The organism is Phenylobacterium terrae (assembly GCF_042681205.1).
Classification (GTDB): Bacteria; Pseudomonadota; Alphaproteobacteria; order Caulobacterales; family Caulobacteraceae; genus Phenylobacterium; species Phenylobacterium terrae.
Window position 1 is genome coordinate 744,699 of sequence record NZ_JBHUEY010000001.1, and the last position, 15,997, is coordinate 760,695.

Here is a 15,997-nt window from a genome sequence, read left to right on the forward strand (position 1 = left end):
CGCGAAGCGTGGTGGAGGGGGCCTCGCCGCCGACGCCGGAGAGGCTCAGGCCCCCTCCACCGCTTCGCGGTCCCCCTCCCGCAAGGGGGAAGGAGAAGGGGAAATCGACCTCGTCCTCGGGCCCAAGGGCGCCGAGCCGGTGGTGGACCTGCTGCTGTCGGAGGGCCGCGTGCCGTGGGCCGGGCATACGGCGCAGCACGCGATGGCCGAGGTCTACGAGGTCATCAAGCGCAGCCGCACGGCGCTGATCTTCGTCAACACCCGCTTCCAGGCCGAGTTCGCCTTCCAGGAGCTGTGGCGGCTGAACGAGGACGCCCTGCCCATCGCCCTGCACCACGGATCGCTGGCGGCCGAGCAGCGCCGGCGCGTCGAGGCGGCGATGGCCAGGGGCGAACTGCGCGCCGTCGTCTGCACCTCGACCCTCGACCTCGGCATCGACTGGGGGGACGTGGACCTGGTCATCCAGCTCGCCTCGCCCAAGGGCGCCTCGCGGATGGTGCAGCGGATCGGACGGGCCAACCACCGGCTGGACGAGCCCAGCCGCGCCCTCTTCGTGCCGGCCAACCGTTTCGAGATGCTGGAGTGCCAGGCGGCCCGCGAGGCGATCGCCGAGAACACCCTGGACGGCGACCCGCCCCGCATCGGCGCCCTCGACGTGCTGGCCCAGCACGTGATGGGCTGCGCCTGCTCCGAGCCGTTCGATGCGGTGGCCCTCTACGAGGAGGTCCGCTCGGCCGGGCCCTACCGGGACCTCTCCTGGGAGGATTTCGAGGCGGTCGTCGACTTCGTCTCCACCGGCGGCTACGCCCTGAAGACCTACGACCGCTTCCGCCGGATCGTGAAGGGGCCGGACGGCCTCTGGAAGGTGCGCAACGCCCAGATCGCCCAGCGCCACCGGCTGAACGTCGGGGCCATCGTCTCGCCGGCCATGCTGGCGGTGCGGCTGGCCGGCCGGCGCGGGACGGCCGGGCGCAAGATCGGCGAGGTCGAGGAGGGCTACCTCGAGATGCTGGAGCCCGGCGACACCTTCGTGTTCGCCGGCGGGGTCTGGGAGCTGGTGGCGGTCACCGGCATGGACGTGCTGGTCCGCCCGGGCGGGGCCAAGGACCCGAAGATGCCGTCCTGGGGCGGCTCCAAATTCGCCCTCTCCACCTTCCTGGCGAAGCGGGTGCGCCGGATGATGTCCAATCCGGAGCACTGGAATGTCCTGCCCGGCGACGTGCGCGAGTGGCTGGAGATCCAGCGCGACCGCTCGACGATTCCCGCCGAGGACGAGATGCTGCTGGAGACCTTCCCGCACGGGAAGCGGCACTTCCTGGTCTGCTACCCCTTCGAGGGGCGCCTCGCCCACACCACGCTCGCCATGCTGCTGACCCGTCGGCTGGAGCGGGCGGGCGCGGCGCCGCTGGGCTTCGTCTGCAACGACTATGCGATGGCGATCTGGGCGCTGCGGCCGATGGACGGCCTCGACTACGCAGACCTGTTCGCCCAGGACATGCTGGGCGACGACCTGGAGGACTGGCTGGCCGAAAGCTTCATGATGAAGCGGGCCTTCAAGGCCTGCGCGCTGATCGCCGGCTTGATCGAGCGGCGCTTCCCGGGCGAGCAGAAGAGCGGCCGGCAGATCACCTTCTCCACCGACCTCGTCTACGACGTCCTGCGCCGGCACGAGCCGGACCACCTGCTGCTGCGTTGCGCCCGGGCCGATGCGGCGACCGGCCTCATCGACGTGGCGCGGCTGGGGGCGATGCTGCAGCGGATCCGCGGCCGGATCCGCGCCTCCCACCTCGACCACCTGTCGCCCTTCTCGGTGCCGATCCTGTTGGAGATCGGCAAGGAGCGGTCGCCGGGCTCGGCGGGCGAGCTTATCCTGGCCGAAGCCGCCGAAGACCTGATCGCCGAAGCCATCGCATGACCGCCGCCCTCCGATACGACTACGCCCCCGCCGCGTGCGGCGGCCTGCGCACCCGGATCGCCGGGACGGACGTGGTGCTGCGCGCCAGCGGGGCGATGTGGATCGACGAGGAGGAGGCGCTGATCGTCTCGGACCTGCACCTGGAGAAGGGCTCGTCCTATGCGGCCCGCGGTCAGCTGCTGCCGCCCTACGACACCCGCGAGACCCTCGGACGGCTGGAGTTCGAGGTCGCGACGATGCGGCCCAAGGTGCTGGTCTTCCTGGGCGACACCTTCCACGACCGCCGCTCCGAGGAGCGTCTGGCCCCCAGCGAGGCCGCCCGCCTTCGCCTGCTGGCGGCCGGGCGCACGCTGATCTGGGTGATCGGCAATCACGACGCCGACGGACCGCAGGAGCTGCCGGGCGAGCCGGTCGAGACGCTCTCTCTCGGCGATCTCACCCTGCGCCACGAGCCGCTGGCTGGCCCGCGGCTCGGAGAGCTCGCCGGCCACCTGCACCCCTGCGCCAAGGTGGCCGCCGCCGGCGGCGTGGTGCGCCGGCGCTGCTTCGTCACCGACGGCGAGCGGGCGATCCTCCCCGCCTTCGGCGCCTACGCCGGCGGGCTCAACGTCCGGGACGCCGCCTTCGCGGGGATGTTCGCGCGCACGCCCATCGCCGCGGCGCTCGGCGCCGGGCGGGTGCACGCGGTGGGCTGGAAGAGTCTCAGAACGGACTGACCTCTCCCCCTGCGAAGCGGGGGGAGAGGTCTACAGCCGCAGCGCCTGCTCGAGCGCGATGCCCAGCGACAGGCCCGCCCCCAGGGTCAGCACCGTCAGCAGGCGCGGCCACCGGGTGGGGACGTCGGGCGCGGTGTGATCGAACAGCCACTGGATCAGGAAGGCCGAGAGGAAGCCGCAGAGCAGCCAAGTCTCGGGCCAGCGGCCGCGGGCGAGGATCAGCACCCAGGCGAACACCGGGCCGACGATGGAGCTGGCCAGGCGCGCCGTGCGCGGCGTCTCGCGGGAGGTCTCCAGGCCCCAGCGGACCCCGCCGACGAAACTCATGACGATCGCCGACCAGGTGAGGATCACCGTCAGGGCCTCGTCCGCGAAATGCCCGGGCCCGTAGGCGTAGACCGCCGCCGAGATCGGGAACGGCGACAGCGCGGCGATGGCGATGATCCACAACGGCAGCGGGGCGGAGGTCTCGGCTTCCATGCGCTCAAGTCCTTCGGAACACGACGGAGGCCGCCCAACCGGCCAACAGGGCGATAGCGACAGAGGCCAGGCCGTACAACCATGGCCTCTCCCGCGCGAAAACGTAAAGGGCCCGCTCCACGCCCGCCTTCTGGACGGTCAGGGTGCGGCTGCGGCTGGCGACCGGGCGCCCGTCCTCGAACAGGATGATGTCGGCCCGGTATTCGCCGATGGGGGCGGCCGTGGGCAAGTCGATCTCGGCGCGGAACAGGCCCCGGTCCACGAACTGCACGCCGCGATCGTCCTCGGCGTAGAGGCGGCTCTTCTCCTTCAGCCGCATGACCGCCTGGCGCCACTGGCCGTAGTCCGCCCCCAGGCGGCTGACGACCACGTCGCGGACGCCGTAGCGGGTCTCGATGCGCTCCTCCTCGGGGGCGTTGATCGGCAGGTGGTCGACGCCGGCGCCGAGCCTGCGCAGCACGCCGAAGGTGGCGATGTCGCGCAGCGGCCGGGTGGAGGCGGCCCGGTAGAAGCCCGGCGCGCCCTCGAACACCACCGGGCGGCTGTTGACCCACAGGCCCGCGACCCGCGTCTTGCGGGCGATCCGGATCGGCTGCTCGGGCCCGCGCACCAGCACCACCACGTCGGCGGGCCGGGTGTCCGGGTTGAACACCGCGCCGTAGAGCACGATCCGCGCGCCGCGGAAGCTGGAGGTCACCTTGATGTTGGTCTCGGTGAGCGCGGCGGAGACCGCGGCCGGCGGCTCGTCCATGGGCACGGCCATCACCCGCCCCCCGAAATCAGCACGAAGGGATCCTCGGGCCGGATGAAGAGGTCGAGCCCCATCTTCAGGCCGACGATCAGCACGATCAGCGCCAGGAGGGCCCGCAGCTCCTCGGCCCGGAAGCGCATCGAGGCCCGGGCGCCGAACTGGGCGCCCAGCACCCCGCCGGCCAGCAGCATGGTGGCCAGCACCACATCCACCGTCTGGTTGCGGCCGGCCTGCAGCACGCTGGTCAGAGAGGTGGTGATGATGATCTGGAACAGGCTGGTGCCCACCACCACCCCGGCCGGCATGCGCAGCAGGTAGACCATCGCCGGCACCAGCACGAAACCGCCGCCGACCCCCATGATCGCCGAGAGCACGCCGACGAACACGCCGAGGACGATCGGCGGCAGAATGCTGATGTAGAGCCGCGAACGTGGGAAGCGGACCTTGAACGGCAGGCCGTAGAGCCAGGGCGGCCGGCGGTCGCGCCGCGGCTTGGGCGGCTCGCCCCGCCGCCGGCGCAGGATGGAGCCCAGCGACTCCGTCAGCATCAGCCCGCCGATCACGCCCAGGAAGATCAGGTAGGACAGCGAGACGACCAGGTCCGCCTGCCCCAGCAGCCGCAGCCACCGGAACACCTCGACGCCCAGGAACGAGCCGACCGCGCCGCCGGCCGCCAGAACCCCGCCCATCCGGAAGTCCACAGCCCGGCGGCGCGTGTAGGAGATCACGCTGGAGGTCGAGGAGGCCGCCACGTGGTTGGCCTCGCTGGCCACCGCCACGGCGGGCGGAATGCCGAGGAAGACCAGCACCGGGGTCATCAGGAACCCCCCGCCGATCCCGAACAACCCGGAGATGAAGCCCACCGCCGCGCCGAGCGCGATCAGCAGCGGCGCATTCACCGAGACTTCGGCGATGGGGAGGTAGATGTCCACGGCTCAATCGCCGGGCTCGGAATCCGCGCAGCGCCATGCGGACAGGAAGGGGGGCACGGCTCAGCGCGCGTAGACGGCCAGGCGTGAGACGGTCAGGGAGTCGAGCTCGCCCGTGGTGGGCAGTCCCTGGTCACGCTGGTAGGCGGCGATGGCCATTCTGAGCGCCGGGGAGGCCACGCCGTCCGCGGGGCCGAGGACCTGATAGTAGTTCAGGCGGGAGAGCGCCTTCTGGGCCATGGCCACGGTGGCCTTGTCGCCGCCCGCGGCCAGGCTGGGCGTCGCGGCGCGGAACGCGGCCGCCGACTTCTCGGCCACGACGCGGGCCTCGGCCGAAAGCTGGGCCTTCACCCGCTGGGCGCTGGCGCGGGACTCGGCGTCTCCGGCCCGGCCGGCGATCAGGTACCAGCGGTAGGCCTCGGCGGCGTTCTGCGGGACCCCGATGCCCTCCTCGTGCAGGCGGCCCAGATTGTACTGGCTGTCCACCAGGCCCATCTCGGCGGCCCGCTGGAACCATTGGGCGGCGGTGGTGGTGTTCTTCGGCCCGCCCGTGCCTTCGAAGTAGTAGAGGGCTAGGTTGTGCATGGCCTTGCGCTCGCCGCGCTGGGCGGCGCGCTCGGTCCAGCGGCGGGCTTCGGCGAGGTCCTGCTTCAGGCCCGAGCGGCCGGCTTCGTAGAGCTTGGCCAGATAGAACTGGGCCGGCGCATGGCCGAGGTTGGCGGCCTGCTTCAGCTTGTCCAGCCCCGAGGCGTCGCCCCCGTCGAGCGCCTGGGCGGCCTCGGCGTAGAGCGCCTCGAGGTCGACGTCGGACGGCGCCGAGGACGCCGGGGGGGCGCTCTCGGTCAGCTTCTTCGGCGAAAGGGCGACGGCGGCGAGCGGCGCCTTGGGGGCGGCGGCTTCGGGGACTTCGACCCCCTGGGCGGCGATCTCGGCCTGTTCGGCGCCCTTCTGGATCTCGCCCGACTGCAGCACGAGGCCGCTGATCGACAGGCCGGCGGCGGCCATGCCGCCGGCGACCAGCACGGCCGTGGGCAGCGTTCCGCCCGCCCGGCGCTTCTTGGCGACGGTGAATCCGGAGAACAGCTTGGAGCCCTCCTCCTCCTTGGCCTTGCCGGGCTTCTGGCCGGCGGCGGAGGCGCGCGCGGCGGCGCGGGCCTGTTCGATCAGTTCGCGGGCCGAGAGCCGCTCCAGCGGCGGCGGCGGCTCGGCCCTGGCCCCGAACAGGTCGTCGCCCTCGGCGGCGTCGGTTCCGGCCACGGCCGGCGGGTCGGTCTCGGCCTTCGCGGGCTCTGCGGCCGGCGGCGCCTCGCCCTCGTCGTCAAAGCCGTCGTCCAGCCGGCGGGGCTCGGGACGCGGCCAGATCTGCGCTTCGGCGGACGGCGCCTGGAAGGGATCCTCCAGCGGCGGCGCGGCGGCGGCGGCCGGTTCGGCGTCGAAGGCGGGCGCCGGCTCCAGCGCCGGCGGCTTCAGCAGCTCGGCGTCGGGGTCCGCCGCGGCTTCGGCCGGCGGCTCGGCGTCCAGGGCGGAAAGCACTTCGTCGAGCGGGTCGGGCGCGGCCGGCTCGTCCGCCGCCAGCTCGGCCGGGGCCAGCCCCTCGGAGGCGGCGCGGCCCGCCGGGGGGAAGCCGTCGGCGGCTTCGAAGTCGGCCTCGTCGAACGCGGGCTCCGGCGCGGCCCGATCGGGGCGGGCGATGGGGAAGGCCGAGCCGAACAGGCTGCGGGCGGCGGCGAACGGCTCGGCGCCCGCCAGCGGCTCGTCGAGGGACTCCGCGGGCGGGAGCTGCGGGTCGGGGACCGGCGCGGCCGGCGGCGCGGCGGCCGCGGCCTGGTCGGCGAGACGCTTCTGGGCCTCGGCCATGCGCTGGTCGATCTTCTCCCGCGCCTCCTCGAGCAGCTTGGCCGTCCGCTCCTCGCTGGCGCGGATGCGTTCGGAGAGCTCCTCGGAGACCTTGTCGGTCCGGTCGCCGAGCCGGTCGGAGACCTTGGCGAGCTTCTCGCCCACGTCGTCGATCGCCTGGGCGCTGCGCCGCTCGGCGTTGGCGATCCGCTCGGTGAGCCGTTCGGAGATGCGGGTGATCTCGGTGGAGAGCTTGGCCAGGGCTTCGGCCTGGCCGTCGCCGATCTTGGCCAGTTCGGCGCTGACGGCGGCGGCGCCCGCCTCGGCGGCCTGGACCCGCTGGGTCAGGGAGCCCGCGACGCCGGCCAGGTCCTCGCCCATCTTCTGGATGGCCTGGGCCGAGCGCTGTTCGGCGGCCTGCACGTGCTCGGCCATCTCGCCGAGCTTGCGCTCCATGCGGTCGAAGCGGCCCTCGGCGGAGGCGGCCAGCTGGGCGGCGATCTCGCCCCGCGCCTCCTCCAGGCGCTTGCCGAGCGCAGCGGCCAGCTCCTCGAGCCGCTGATCGATGGCCCCGCCGGACTCGACGGCGCGCAGCCGCCCGTCGAGAGCCGCGAAGGACTCGCGCAGCGTCTCCACCGCCTGAGCCGTGCGGCCCTCGGCGTCCGCCAGGCGTTCGGAGAGCTTGCCGAAGCTGTCCTCGACGACCGCCGTGGAGGCGACCTCGCCGCCCTCCAGGCGCTGGATGCGGGCCTCGACGGCGCTCAGCAGGTCCTTGGCGCGATCGTCCTTCTGGTCCAGCCGGCCGGCGACCTTGGAGAGCGCCGCCTCGAGGGCGCGAAGCGCTTCGGCCGAACGGGGACCGGCGGCCTCCTGCTCGACGCGGCGGACGCGGTCGAGGACCTTGGCCTGGTCGGCGCGGATCTCGTCGACGGCGTCCTCGACCCGGGCGACCACCGCCGCCTGCTGCCGCTCGGTCTGCTCCAGTCGCGAAAGGGCGGCGCGCACCGATTGCTCGACGCCGCTGATGGCCAGGCCCGTGCGGGTTTCGGACGCTTCGATGTGGTCGGTGAGGCGGTCGAGGGCCAGCGCGACGCGGGCGATGTCCTCACGCGAGCTCGGCGCGGCCTCGAAGCGGGCGATGGACGGCGGAGCCTCGACGGCGGGCCGCTGCGGGCGCGCGGGGCGCTCGCCGAACAGCGCCTTGGTCACCGCATCTTCCGGGTCGTCTTCGAGGATCATCCGGTTCAGCCACTCGCCGAGCGTCATCCCCGACCGGCGGGCCAGGTCCTTGGCGACCTCGCGGGCTTTTGGATCGATCCCCTTCACGCTCCAGGGCGCCCCCGCCGTCATTTCGAATCGTCTCCAACCCCACTCTCGACGCTAGCCACCGATTCCTGGGGTGTAAACGCGACCAAGACGCAAGATATTGCGTTCGCGGCGATCACCTGTGGATGACGGCGAGCCTGTGGACGGAGCCCACGCCACCCTCGGCCGACATGGTCAATGAAGGGTTAAGGCCGCCGGCCGACGGGCGGGTTGGAACGGCGCCCAGGGTGCGCTACGGGGCCGCATGAGCCTTGGCCTGACCCTCGCCCTGCTCGCCGCCGCCGCGGTCCTGGCGGTCTTCGCCGGCTGGCGGGGCGCCCGCAAGCCGGACCCGTTCAAGGGCCCGCGGCTGATCCCCTGGCGGGCGATCATGCTGACCAGCGCGGCCATGGCGCTGCTGCTGCTGGTCCATGTTGTGAACCTGCTGGGCGTGACGACGGGACGCTGACGCGACCTGGCGGCGCCGGCTACTGCCCGCCGGCCAGGGGATTGGGCGCGCTCCAGGCCGAGCGGCCGTGCAGCCGCTCGCGCTCCTGCTGCAGGCGGGTGTTCTCGGCGGAGAGGTCCGTCAGGTCCGACTGCAGCTGAGCGACGCGGTCGCGCAGATAGGCGTTCTCGCGGCGCAGGGCGTCTTCTTCGGCGGCGGTCATGACCCGATCAGCACCCCGGCGAGGACGATCAGCGCCAGCGCCAGTCCGGCCCACAGCGGCACGTTCCGGGGCGAGAGGAATGGCGTCTTCCGAAGCTCTTGCATCGAGGATCTCCTGCCGCTCCCGCACGGCTGCGGTTCCATAGATGGGAAGCAGACGGCAGGCGCGCCAGCGACGATGTCTTCAGGATAAAAGAAAAACAAAAGCGGTGGACCGCACTATGTTTTCGGCGCGATAATCGTTTTCTCTGACGCAGGGCGACGAAAACGGTGCTCGCCCGCGTCCACCGGGCAGACACACACGTTGTGTTCGCCCGTTTAACTCAAGGAATACAGCGATGGCCAAGGGCCAGAAGCGATCCAACAAAGAAATCCGCAAGCCCAAGCAGCCGGCTCCGAAGGCCGCGCCCGCCGCCCAGACCTTCTTCAACCCGGCCCACAAGAAGGGCTAGGGCCGAAGGCCTGCGCATGTCCGACCTGACCGAGGGCCAGCTGCACGCCCTGCGCAACCTGGCGCGCAAGCACGCCGGCGAAGCCGTGCCGTTCGTCAACATCTCCGACGCGCGGCGGCTGACCGAGCTCGGCCTGGCCGTACGCAGCCAGGAGGGCTGGTCGATCACGCCAGAGGGCTCGGCGTTGCTCGCCGCGGCGTCCGGGCCGCCCGCCTGGCTCAACCCCTGAAGGGCGATCAGCGCGCCGGGCCGGGCGCCTTCCGGTTGAGATAGATCGGGTTGCCGAGCAGCCAGAGCTGGCCCTCCGGCCCCCGCACCTCGGCTCGCAGCCAGCCAGGTTCCCCGTCGCTGGTCCAGGTCAGCCGCCGCGTCTCGTCCGCCCCCAACGCAGCGCCCGTCTCGCCGACGAGCTTGCTTGCTGCGGGTCCGGCGAGCACCAGCCGGCCGCCGGCGGCGCCTTTCACGGCGATCTCGAAGGTCACGAGCTCCCCGGCCGCCGCGCTCAGGTCCCCGCCCATCGGCGTGGTCCGGCCGTCGGCCGCGGCGGTCAGGTCGATGATCCGGTCCTTCGCGCCCGCCACGTCCACGAACACCCGGCCCGAGCGCAGGCCGGCGAGGATCGCGGGCTGCGACAGGTTCTCGGCCCAGACCACCGTCGTCGGCACGCCCACCGCCGAAGCCTGGCCGGCCGGCCTGGCGGCGTCGTGGTTGTCCGAACCGCCGAGCGCGGTGATCCGCCGCCCCTCATCGAGCCGGGCCTCCCAGAAGGGGACGCCGGAGAACAGGGCGTCGGAGCCTGTCTGGGCCAGGGTTCCGCCGTTCACCACCTCCACGCCCTGGATCCGGCCGTAGTCGGTCTTGGCCGTCCAGCCGCAGCCCGTGCAGATTTCCCCGGACGGCATGGCCGGGTGGTTGATGGAGACGACCGCGCCCGCACGTTCGGCCTGGTCGAGGATGGCCTCGAGGCTCGGCGCGCGCGGCCCGCCGAGCTGGAAGTCCAGCGGCTCCACCGAGCCGAAGACGTTGGCGTGGCCGTAGAAGGTGGTGATCTCGCGCCCGGGGATCAGCAGCAGGTCTGTGAAGTGCGGCTGCAGTTCGGCCATCGCCTGGTGGTGCGAGGTGGCGTTGTGCTCGGTGACCGCGACGAAATCGAGCCCCCGCGCCGCGGCGGCCTCCAGCGTCAGGTGGAGCGGGCACGGCCCCCGCCCGCCCGAGCGGTCGGCGCACGCCCCGTCCGAGTGGCCGGTGTGCAGGTGCAGGTCGCCTCGGAACCACCCCGGTCCTGCTCTCAGCGGCGCCTCGGCGAAGCCCTTGAAGTCCCCTTCCCGGCCGAAGGTGATCTTCGCCACATAGTCGGCGCGGGCCCCCTGGCGCAGGTTCGGCACGCCCAGGATCAGCCTCCACTCGCCCGGGATGAGCGGCCCCGCCAGGTAGGACGGCGTCGCGAAGGTCTCGGCCAGGGTGAACTTCGCCTTGTTCCCGCCGCTCCAGCCGCGGAACCGCTGGGGATCGCGCAGGCCAAGGTCGATCACCGAGCGCTGCTCGCGCCCGGTGTACTCGAACTCCACCGTCAGCCGGGTGACGCCGCGCGGCACCCGGAACGGGACCTCCCGGTACGTCTGGTGGTCCGCCCCGGTCATCGTCCCGCGCAGGGTGAGGTCCGGCTCGGCGCGCGCGGGCGCCGCAGCCGCCAGCGCGGCGGCCAGGACCGCGCCGACGAAGACCCTGACCGCCGACCTCAGCATCAGAACCGGTACAGCAGCGCGACGCGGAAGGTGCGGCCAAGCTCCGGCCGGGCCAGGTAGTAGCGCGCCCCGGCCTCGCCGGAGATGAACTGGCCCGCGCGGGGGTTGCCCTCGGTCAGCCCGATCTCGTTCGTCAGGTTGGTCCCGTAGCCGTAGAGCGTCAGCTGGTCGTTGATCTGGTAGCGCACGTGGGCGTTCCACAGGTGGTAGGCGGGGATGACCAGGCTGTTGGCCAGGTCCGAGTAGCGCTTGCCGTAGTACTGCAGTTCGAGCTCGGCGCGCAGCCGACCGTCCAGCAAGTTGAGCCCCGGCGTGAAGCGGCCGCTGACCCGCGGCGTGCGGATCTGCAGGTTGTCGGAGAAGTCGCGCGGCCGCAGGCAGTCCGAGCCGGAGGTCGGAACGTCTGTGGGCGCGGGGCAGGCGCCGGCCACCTTCGCCACCCGCTCGTTGAAGATGAAGTCGCCCAGGCGCGGCTCCTGGATGGTGGCGTTGAACGCGAAGTCGAACCACTCCACCGGCCTGGCCAGCCCCTCCAGCTCCAGGCCCCAGGCGTCTGTGGAGGCGAATTCCGTGCGGCTGACGAAAGCGTTCGTCGCCTGGTCGAACCGGGTCTCGGTGAAGCTCTGGCTGTCGAAGCCCGAGTAGAAGGCCACCGCATAGAAGCGGTAGCTCGGCTGCTCGATCTTCAGGCCCGCCTCGGCGAGGTTGAACTTCTGGGTGCGCGGATCGGTTCGCGTCGGGTTGGTCAGGAAGTCGCCCAGCGAGGGCAGGCGGAACGCGCGGGTGTAGCGGGCGAAGACGCCGATGTCCGGCTGGAACTGGTAGTTGACCGCGATGGTCCCGGCCATGCCGTCGAAGTCCCGGTCGAGCGGGTCGAAGATCCCGTTCCCGCTGATCGCCTGATCGTCGGCGAAGGTCGGCGACTGGTTCAGGTTGATTGTGGCGCTGCGCTCGTTGCGGCCCGAGAGCTCGATCCGCTCCCAGCGGGCGCCGAGATCGACCCGCAGCTTGTCGGTGATCCGCCACTCGTCCGAGGCGTAGAGGGCCCAGGTCGTGGACTCCCCTTCTGCGTGGTTGAACTGGGTGCCGTAGCGCGAGACGCCGTTCTCGGTGAAGCGGGCGACCACCTGGCCGGCGGCGTTCAGGCCGACCAGCTCCAGGGGCCGGGCGTTCTCCCGCACGTCGATCAGCACGGCCGCGCCTTCCTGCCGGAAGGTCTCCTCGGCCCTGGCGAAGTAGACGCCCAGCGCCACGTCGTGCGACTGGCCGCCGACGTCGATGCGCCGCTGCAGGCGCAGGTCGTTGATCCACTCGTCGAGCGTGATGTCCTGCTGCCGGACGAAGGCGTCCATCACCAGGCCGGTGCCGTTCTGGCCGGCGATGTCGAAGGGGGCGCCGTCGAGGTAGGTGAGGCGGCCGGCGACGACGCCGAGCGCGGCCGGGGCGCGGGCCAGATCCTGGGTGATGCGCGAAGCCGCGCTGATCGGCGTGTTCGGGAAGAGGCCGGCGCGCGTGAGGTCGGCGGTCTTGTAGCGGAACTTCTCCAGCACCTCCCAGCCGCCGCCGATCTCGAACCGGCTATCGACGGTGTACTGGGTCAGCTTCACGTCCGAGCCCCGCGTCAGGTCGAAGTCGAACGGGCCGCGATTGGTGCGCAGGGCGAGCCGGCTCGTTTCCGGGCCGGCCAGCGTGCCGTAGTTGGGATCGAAGCCGGGGATGCCAGCCGTGTCGCCGTCGGCGTCGAAGGTCAGCGGAATGGGCAGGTAGAAGATGGTGTTGTCGTCGACGTGTTTGACGTTGAAGTCGACCGAGCCGCCGGTGAAGTCGCGTCCAACCGAGAAGCGGATCTGGCCGCCCTCGTCGGCCGTGAAGCCGGGGTCCCGCACCCCGTCGCTCTTGCGGTAGAAGCCGCCCAGGCCCATCCGGAACCCGGCCACCGGGCCGCCGACCCAGAAGTCGCCGCGGGCGTAGCCGTAGTCGCCGACCTCGCCCTTGATCAGGCCCTCGAACGTATCGCCGCCCTTGCGGGTGATGAGGTTGACGACCCCCGCCGGCGCATAGGAGGCGAACACCGAGGACGGGCCGCCGCGCACGACCTCCACCCGCTCGACGGTCTCGTCGAAGCGGCCGGAGAAGTCGGTGTTCAGGAATCCGAGCCCGCCGTCGTGCTGGATCGGCAGGCCGTCCTCGTGCAGCGCGATGGCGGCGTAGCCCTCGATCGGGATGCCGCGGGCGCGGATATTGGCGCCGCCGACGCCGCCGGAGGCCTCCACCCAGAAGCCCGGCACGTTCTTCAGCACCTCGGCCACGCTCGGCGGCGACTGCAGGCGCAAGGCCTCCTCGGAGAGCGCGGTGATGGCGTAGCTCGCCTCCACCCGACGCTGTTCGGCCGTGCCGGCGCGGGCGGTGACCACCAGCTCCTCGACATCGGTCCCCTGGTCCTGCGCCGCAGCGCCTTGAGCCGATGCGAGCGCGCAAGCCGCCGCGGCGGCGAGAAGCAGATGCTTCATGAATCCCGTCCCCTTCAAAGGTGGGCGGGAGCTAGCTGGACTGTGTCTCGGATCGGCGACGGGTTTGTGTCGGTGATGTGTCGCCGCCGGGGTGCGTCGGCGGCGCCACACGCCCCCCTCCCGGTCGGCTCAAACAGCCGTTCGGAACCCTTGTCCTCAGGGCGCCGGGCGCTATGGTGCGCGCGACTGGAAACCGGCAGACAGGAGACCTTGATGGCCGACTTCGGCGGTGCAGACCTCGAGGCGTTCCGCGGCGAGGTGAAGGCCTGGCTCGAGGCCAACTATCCGCCGGAGCTGAAGGAACCCCGGCCCAAGACCGATCCCGAGGCCATCTGGGGCGGCCGCAAGTTCGCCGGCAGCGAGGATCCGCACATCGTGTGGATGCGCCGCGTCGCCGAGAAGGGCTGGACCGCGCCGACCTGGCCCAAGGAATACGGCGGCGGCGGCCTTTCCCCCGCCCAGGCCCGGGTGCTGGAGCAGGAGCTGCAGCGCGGCGGCTACCGCCAGCCGCTGGCCTCGTTCGGCATCTGGATGCTCGGCCCGGTGCTCCTCGAGTACGGCAATGAAGAGCAGAAGAAGGAGCACCTGCCGAAGATCGTCCGGGGCGAGATCCGCTGGTGCCAGGGCTATTCCGAACCGGGCGCCGGGTCCGACCTCGCCAGCCTGCAGACCCGCTGCGAGGACAAGGGCGACCACTGGCTGATCAACGGCCAGAAGATCTGGACCAGCTACGCCGACAAGGCCGACTGGTGCTTCTGCCTGGTGCGCACCGACACCTCCAAGAAGCACGAGGGCATCTCCTTCGTGCTGATCGACATGTCCTCGCCCGGCGTCGAGACCCGGCCGATCCAGCTGATCAGCGGCGAGAGCCCCTTCTGCGAGACCTTCTTCACCGACGTGAAGGTCCCGAAGGAGAACATGGTCGGCAAGCTGAACGGCGGCTGGGAGATCGCCAAGCGCCTCTTGCAGTACGAGCGCCAGAACATCTCCGGCGGCTTCGGCGGCGGCGGCGGCGCGGGCGGGGCGGCCGGCGACCTGGGGCAGATCGCCAAGACCTACGTGGGGACCGACGAGGCCGGCCGGGTGGCCGACTGGGACCTGCGCCGCCGGATCACCGAGAACAAGATGAACTTCCAGGCGCTGCAGATGACCATCGCCCGCAGCGCGGCCGAGAGCCGGGCCGGCGGCGGCCCGTCCGCGGCGACCTCCATCATCAAGTACGCCGCCGCCTCCTTCGCCCAGGAGCGCAGCGAACTGATGATCGAGGCCATGGGCCATCAGGGCCTGGGCTGGGAGGGCGAGGCCTTCAAGGGCCATGAGCTGACCGCCACCCGCGGCTGGCTCCGCTCGAAGGGCAATTCCATCGAGGGCGGCACCTCGGAAGTGAATATTAACGTGGTGGCCAAGCGGGTCCTCGGCCTGCCTGACCCGATTAAGTCATAGGGAAAAAGAGTCCATGGCCGATTTTGGCGGAACCGACCTCGAGGCCTTCCGGCAGGAAGCCCGCACCTGGCTGGAAGCGAACTTCCCGCAGGAGCTGCGCAACGATCCGCGCCGGCAGATGCAGGCGCAGATGTCGACCGAGTTCGACCCGGCCTGGGACGCTTGGCGCCAGGCGATGGGCGACAAGGGCTGGGGCACGCCCACCTGGCCGAAGGAGTACGGCGGCGGCGGCCTGTCGCGCGGCGAGGCCCGCGTGCTGGCCGAGGAGATGGCCCGCATCGGCGCCCGCAACCCGATCGGCGGCATGGGCGTGATGATGTTCGGCCCGACCTTGATCGAGTACGGGACCGAGGCGCTGAAGCGTCAGCACCTGCCCGGCATCATCAAGGGCGAGGTCCGCTGGTGCCAGGGCTACTCCGAGCCGGGCTCGGGCTCTGACCTGGCCAGCCTGCAGACGCGGGCCGAGGACAAGGGCGACCACTACCTGGTCAACGGGCAGAAGATCTGGACCAGCGGCGCCAACCTGGCCGACTGGTGCTTCTGCCTGGTCCGCACCGACCCGACCAAGAAGCACGAGGGGATCTCCTTCCTGCTGATCGACATGAAGACGCCCGGCGTCGAGGTCCGCCCGATCCGGCTGATCAACGGCACCAGCCCGTTCTGCGAGACCTTCTTCACCGACGTGAAGGTGCCGAAGGACCAGCTGTTCGGCCCGCTGAACGGCGGCTGGACCGTGGCCAAGCGCCTGCTGCAGTTCGAGCGCGACAACATCTCGGCGGGCCTGGGCGGGGGCAACATCGGCGCCCCGGCGGCGGTCAAGACCGTGCAGGAGGTGGCCAAGGAGTACGTCGGCCTGGACGAGACCGGCCGGCTGGCCGACTCGGACCTGCGCCGCCGCATCACCGACCACCTGATCGAGGCGAAGAGCTTCCAGCTCACCGTCCGCCGCGCGGCCGACGAGGCCAAGGCGAACCAGGGCCCGTCCGCGGCCACCTCGATCATGAAGTACGCCGGCGCCAAGATCGCCCAGGACCGCAACGAGCTGATGGTCGAGGCCATGGGCGGCCAGGGCCTGGGCTGGGAGGGCGAGGGCTTCGAGCGCGACGAGCTGGCGACCACCCGCGCCTGGCTGCGCTCGAAGGGCAACTCCATCGAGGGCGGCACGAGCGAGATCAACCTCAACGTCGTCGCCAAGCGCGTCCTCGGCCTGCCGGACCCCGGCAAGGGCTGAGGTGGACCTGACAG

At 71.6% G+C, this 15,997-nt stretch carries 14 protein-coding genes; 7 read left to right on the plus strand and 7 right to left on the minus strand.

What is annotated here, in order from left to right:
• Window positions 1-1,915, plus strand: a 1,915-nt coding sequence (locus ACFSC0_RS03710) for a helicase-related protein (RefSeq protein ID WP_377355072.1), incomplete at its 5' end; no start/stop codon positions are given.
• The gene (pdeM, locus tag ACFSC0_RS03715; protein WP_377280458.1) at window positions 1,912-2,631 is read left to right on the plus strand and encodes a ligase-associated DNA damage response endonuclease PdeM; all 720 of its coding nucleotides are present in this window, start codon (window positions 1,912-1,914) and stop codon (window positions 2,629-2,631) included. The genes ACFSC0_RS03710 and pdeM, both read left to right, overlap by 4 nt.
• Window positions 2,632-2,661: 30 nt before the next feature.
• Here pdeM and ACFSC0_RS03720 read toward each other — a convergent pair whose 3' ends face one another.
• Genes ACFSC0_RS03720 through ACFSC0_RS03735 form a run of 4 tightly spaced genes read right to left on the minus strand, consistent with a single transcriptional unit; the run spans window position 2,662 to window position 7,977 of the window.
• Window positions 2,662-3,111 (minus strand): DUF3429 domain-containing protein, encoded by a 450-nt coding sequence (locus ACFSC0_RS03720; RefSeq protein ID WP_377280457.1) that lies wholly within the window; start codon window positions 3,109-3,111, stop codon window positions 2,662-2,664.
• 4 nt (window positions 3,112-3,115) lie between these two features.
• On the minus strand, window positions 3,116-3,874 hold the full coding sequence (locus ACFSC0_RS03725) for a TIGR02186 family protein (RefSeq protein ID WP_377280456.1): 759 nt from the start codon (window positions 3,872-3,874) through the stop codon (window positions 3,116-3,118).
• Window positions 3,874-4,794, minus strand: coding sequence for a sulfite exporter TauE/SafE family protein (locus tag ACFSC0_RS03730; protein ID WP_377280455.1), 921 nt, complete (start codon window positions 4,792-4,794; stop codon window positions 3,874-3,876). The genes ACFSC0_RS03725 and ACFSC0_RS03730 overlap by 1 nt, the downstream gene beginning before the upstream one ends.
• 60 nt (window positions 4,795-4,854) lie before the next feature.
• Window positions 4,855-7,977 (minus strand): peptidoglycan-binding protein, encoded by a 3,123-nt coding sequence (locus ACFSC0_RS03735; protein ID WP_377280454.1) that lies wholly within the window; start codon window positions 7,975-7,977, stop codon window positions 4,855-4,857.
• Window positions 7,978-8,197: 220 nt separating this feature from the next.
• On the opposite strand from ACFSC0_RS03735, the gene ACFSC0_RS03740 reads away from it, so the two are divergent.
• On the plus strand, window positions 8,198-8,401 hold the full coding sequence (locus tag ACFSC0_RS03740; protein ID WP_377280453.1) for a hypothetical protein: 204 nt from the start codon (window positions 8,198-8,200) through the stop codon (window positions 8,399-8,401).
• 19 nt (window positions 8,402-8,420) lie between these two features.
• On the opposite strand, the gene ACFSC0_RS03745 is transcribed toward ACFSC0_RS03740, so the two are convergent.
• Window positions 8,421-8,603 (minus strand): hypothetical protein, encoded by a 183-nt coding sequence (locus tag ACFSC0_RS03745; RefSeq protein ID WP_377280452.1) that lies wholly within the window; start codon window positions 8,601-8,603, stop codon window positions 8,421-8,423.
• 337 nt (window positions 8,604-8,940) lie between these two features.
• On the opposite strand from ACFSC0_RS03745, the gene ACFSC0_RS03750 reads away from it, so the two are divergent.
• The gene (locus ACFSC0_RS03750; protein ID WP_377280451.1) at window positions 8,941-9,054 is read left to right on the plus strand and encodes a hypothetical protein; all 114 of its coding nucleotides are present in this window, start codon (window positions 8,941-8,943) and stop codon (window positions 9,052-9,054) included.
• A gap of 16 nt (window positions 9,055-9,070) precedes the next feature.
• Entirely contained in the window at window positions 9,071-9,283 is a 213-nt protein-coding gene (locus tag ACFSC0_RS03755; protein WP_377280450.1) for a hypothetical protein, read from the plus strand.
• Window positions 9,284-9,290: 7 nt separating this feature from the next.
• On the opposite strand, the gene ACFSC0_RS03760 is transcribed toward ACFSC0_RS03755, so the two are convergent.
• Both ACFSC0_RS03760 and ACFSC0_RS03765 read right to left on the minus strand, forming a co-directional pair.
• Entirely contained in the window at window positions 9,291-10,799 is a 1,509-nt protein-coding gene (locus tag ACFSC0_RS03760) for a CehA/McbA family metallohydrolase (RefSeq protein ID WP_377280449.1), read from the minus strand.
• Window positions 10,799-13,309, minus strand: coding sequence for a TonB-dependent receptor (locus tag ACFSC0_RS03765; protein ID WP_377280448.1), 2,511 nt, complete (start codon window positions 13,307-13,309; stop codon window positions 10,799-10,801). The genes ACFSC0_RS03760 and ACFSC0_RS03765 overlap by 1 nt, the downstream gene beginning before the upstream one ends.
• A 213-nt stretch (window positions 13,310-13,522) precedes the next feature.
• Between ACFSC0_RS03765 and ACFSC0_RS03770 the strand changes: the two genes are divergently transcribed.
• Window positions 13,523-14,752 (plus strand): acyl-CoA dehydrogenase family protein, encoded by a 1,230-nt coding sequence (locus tag ACFSC0_RS03770; RefSeq protein WP_377280447.1) that lies wholly within the window; start codon window positions 13,523-13,525, stop codon window positions 14,750-14,752.
• A 13-nt stretch (window positions 14,753-14,765) separates the two neighbouring features.
• Complete coding sequence (locus ACFSC0_RS03775) at window positions 14,766-15,983, plus strand: acyl-CoA dehydrogenase family protein (protein ID WP_377280446.1); 1,218 nt, start codon at window positions 14,766-14,768, stop codon at window positions 15,981-15,983.
• Window positions 15,984-15,997 lie beyond the last annotated feature (14 nt).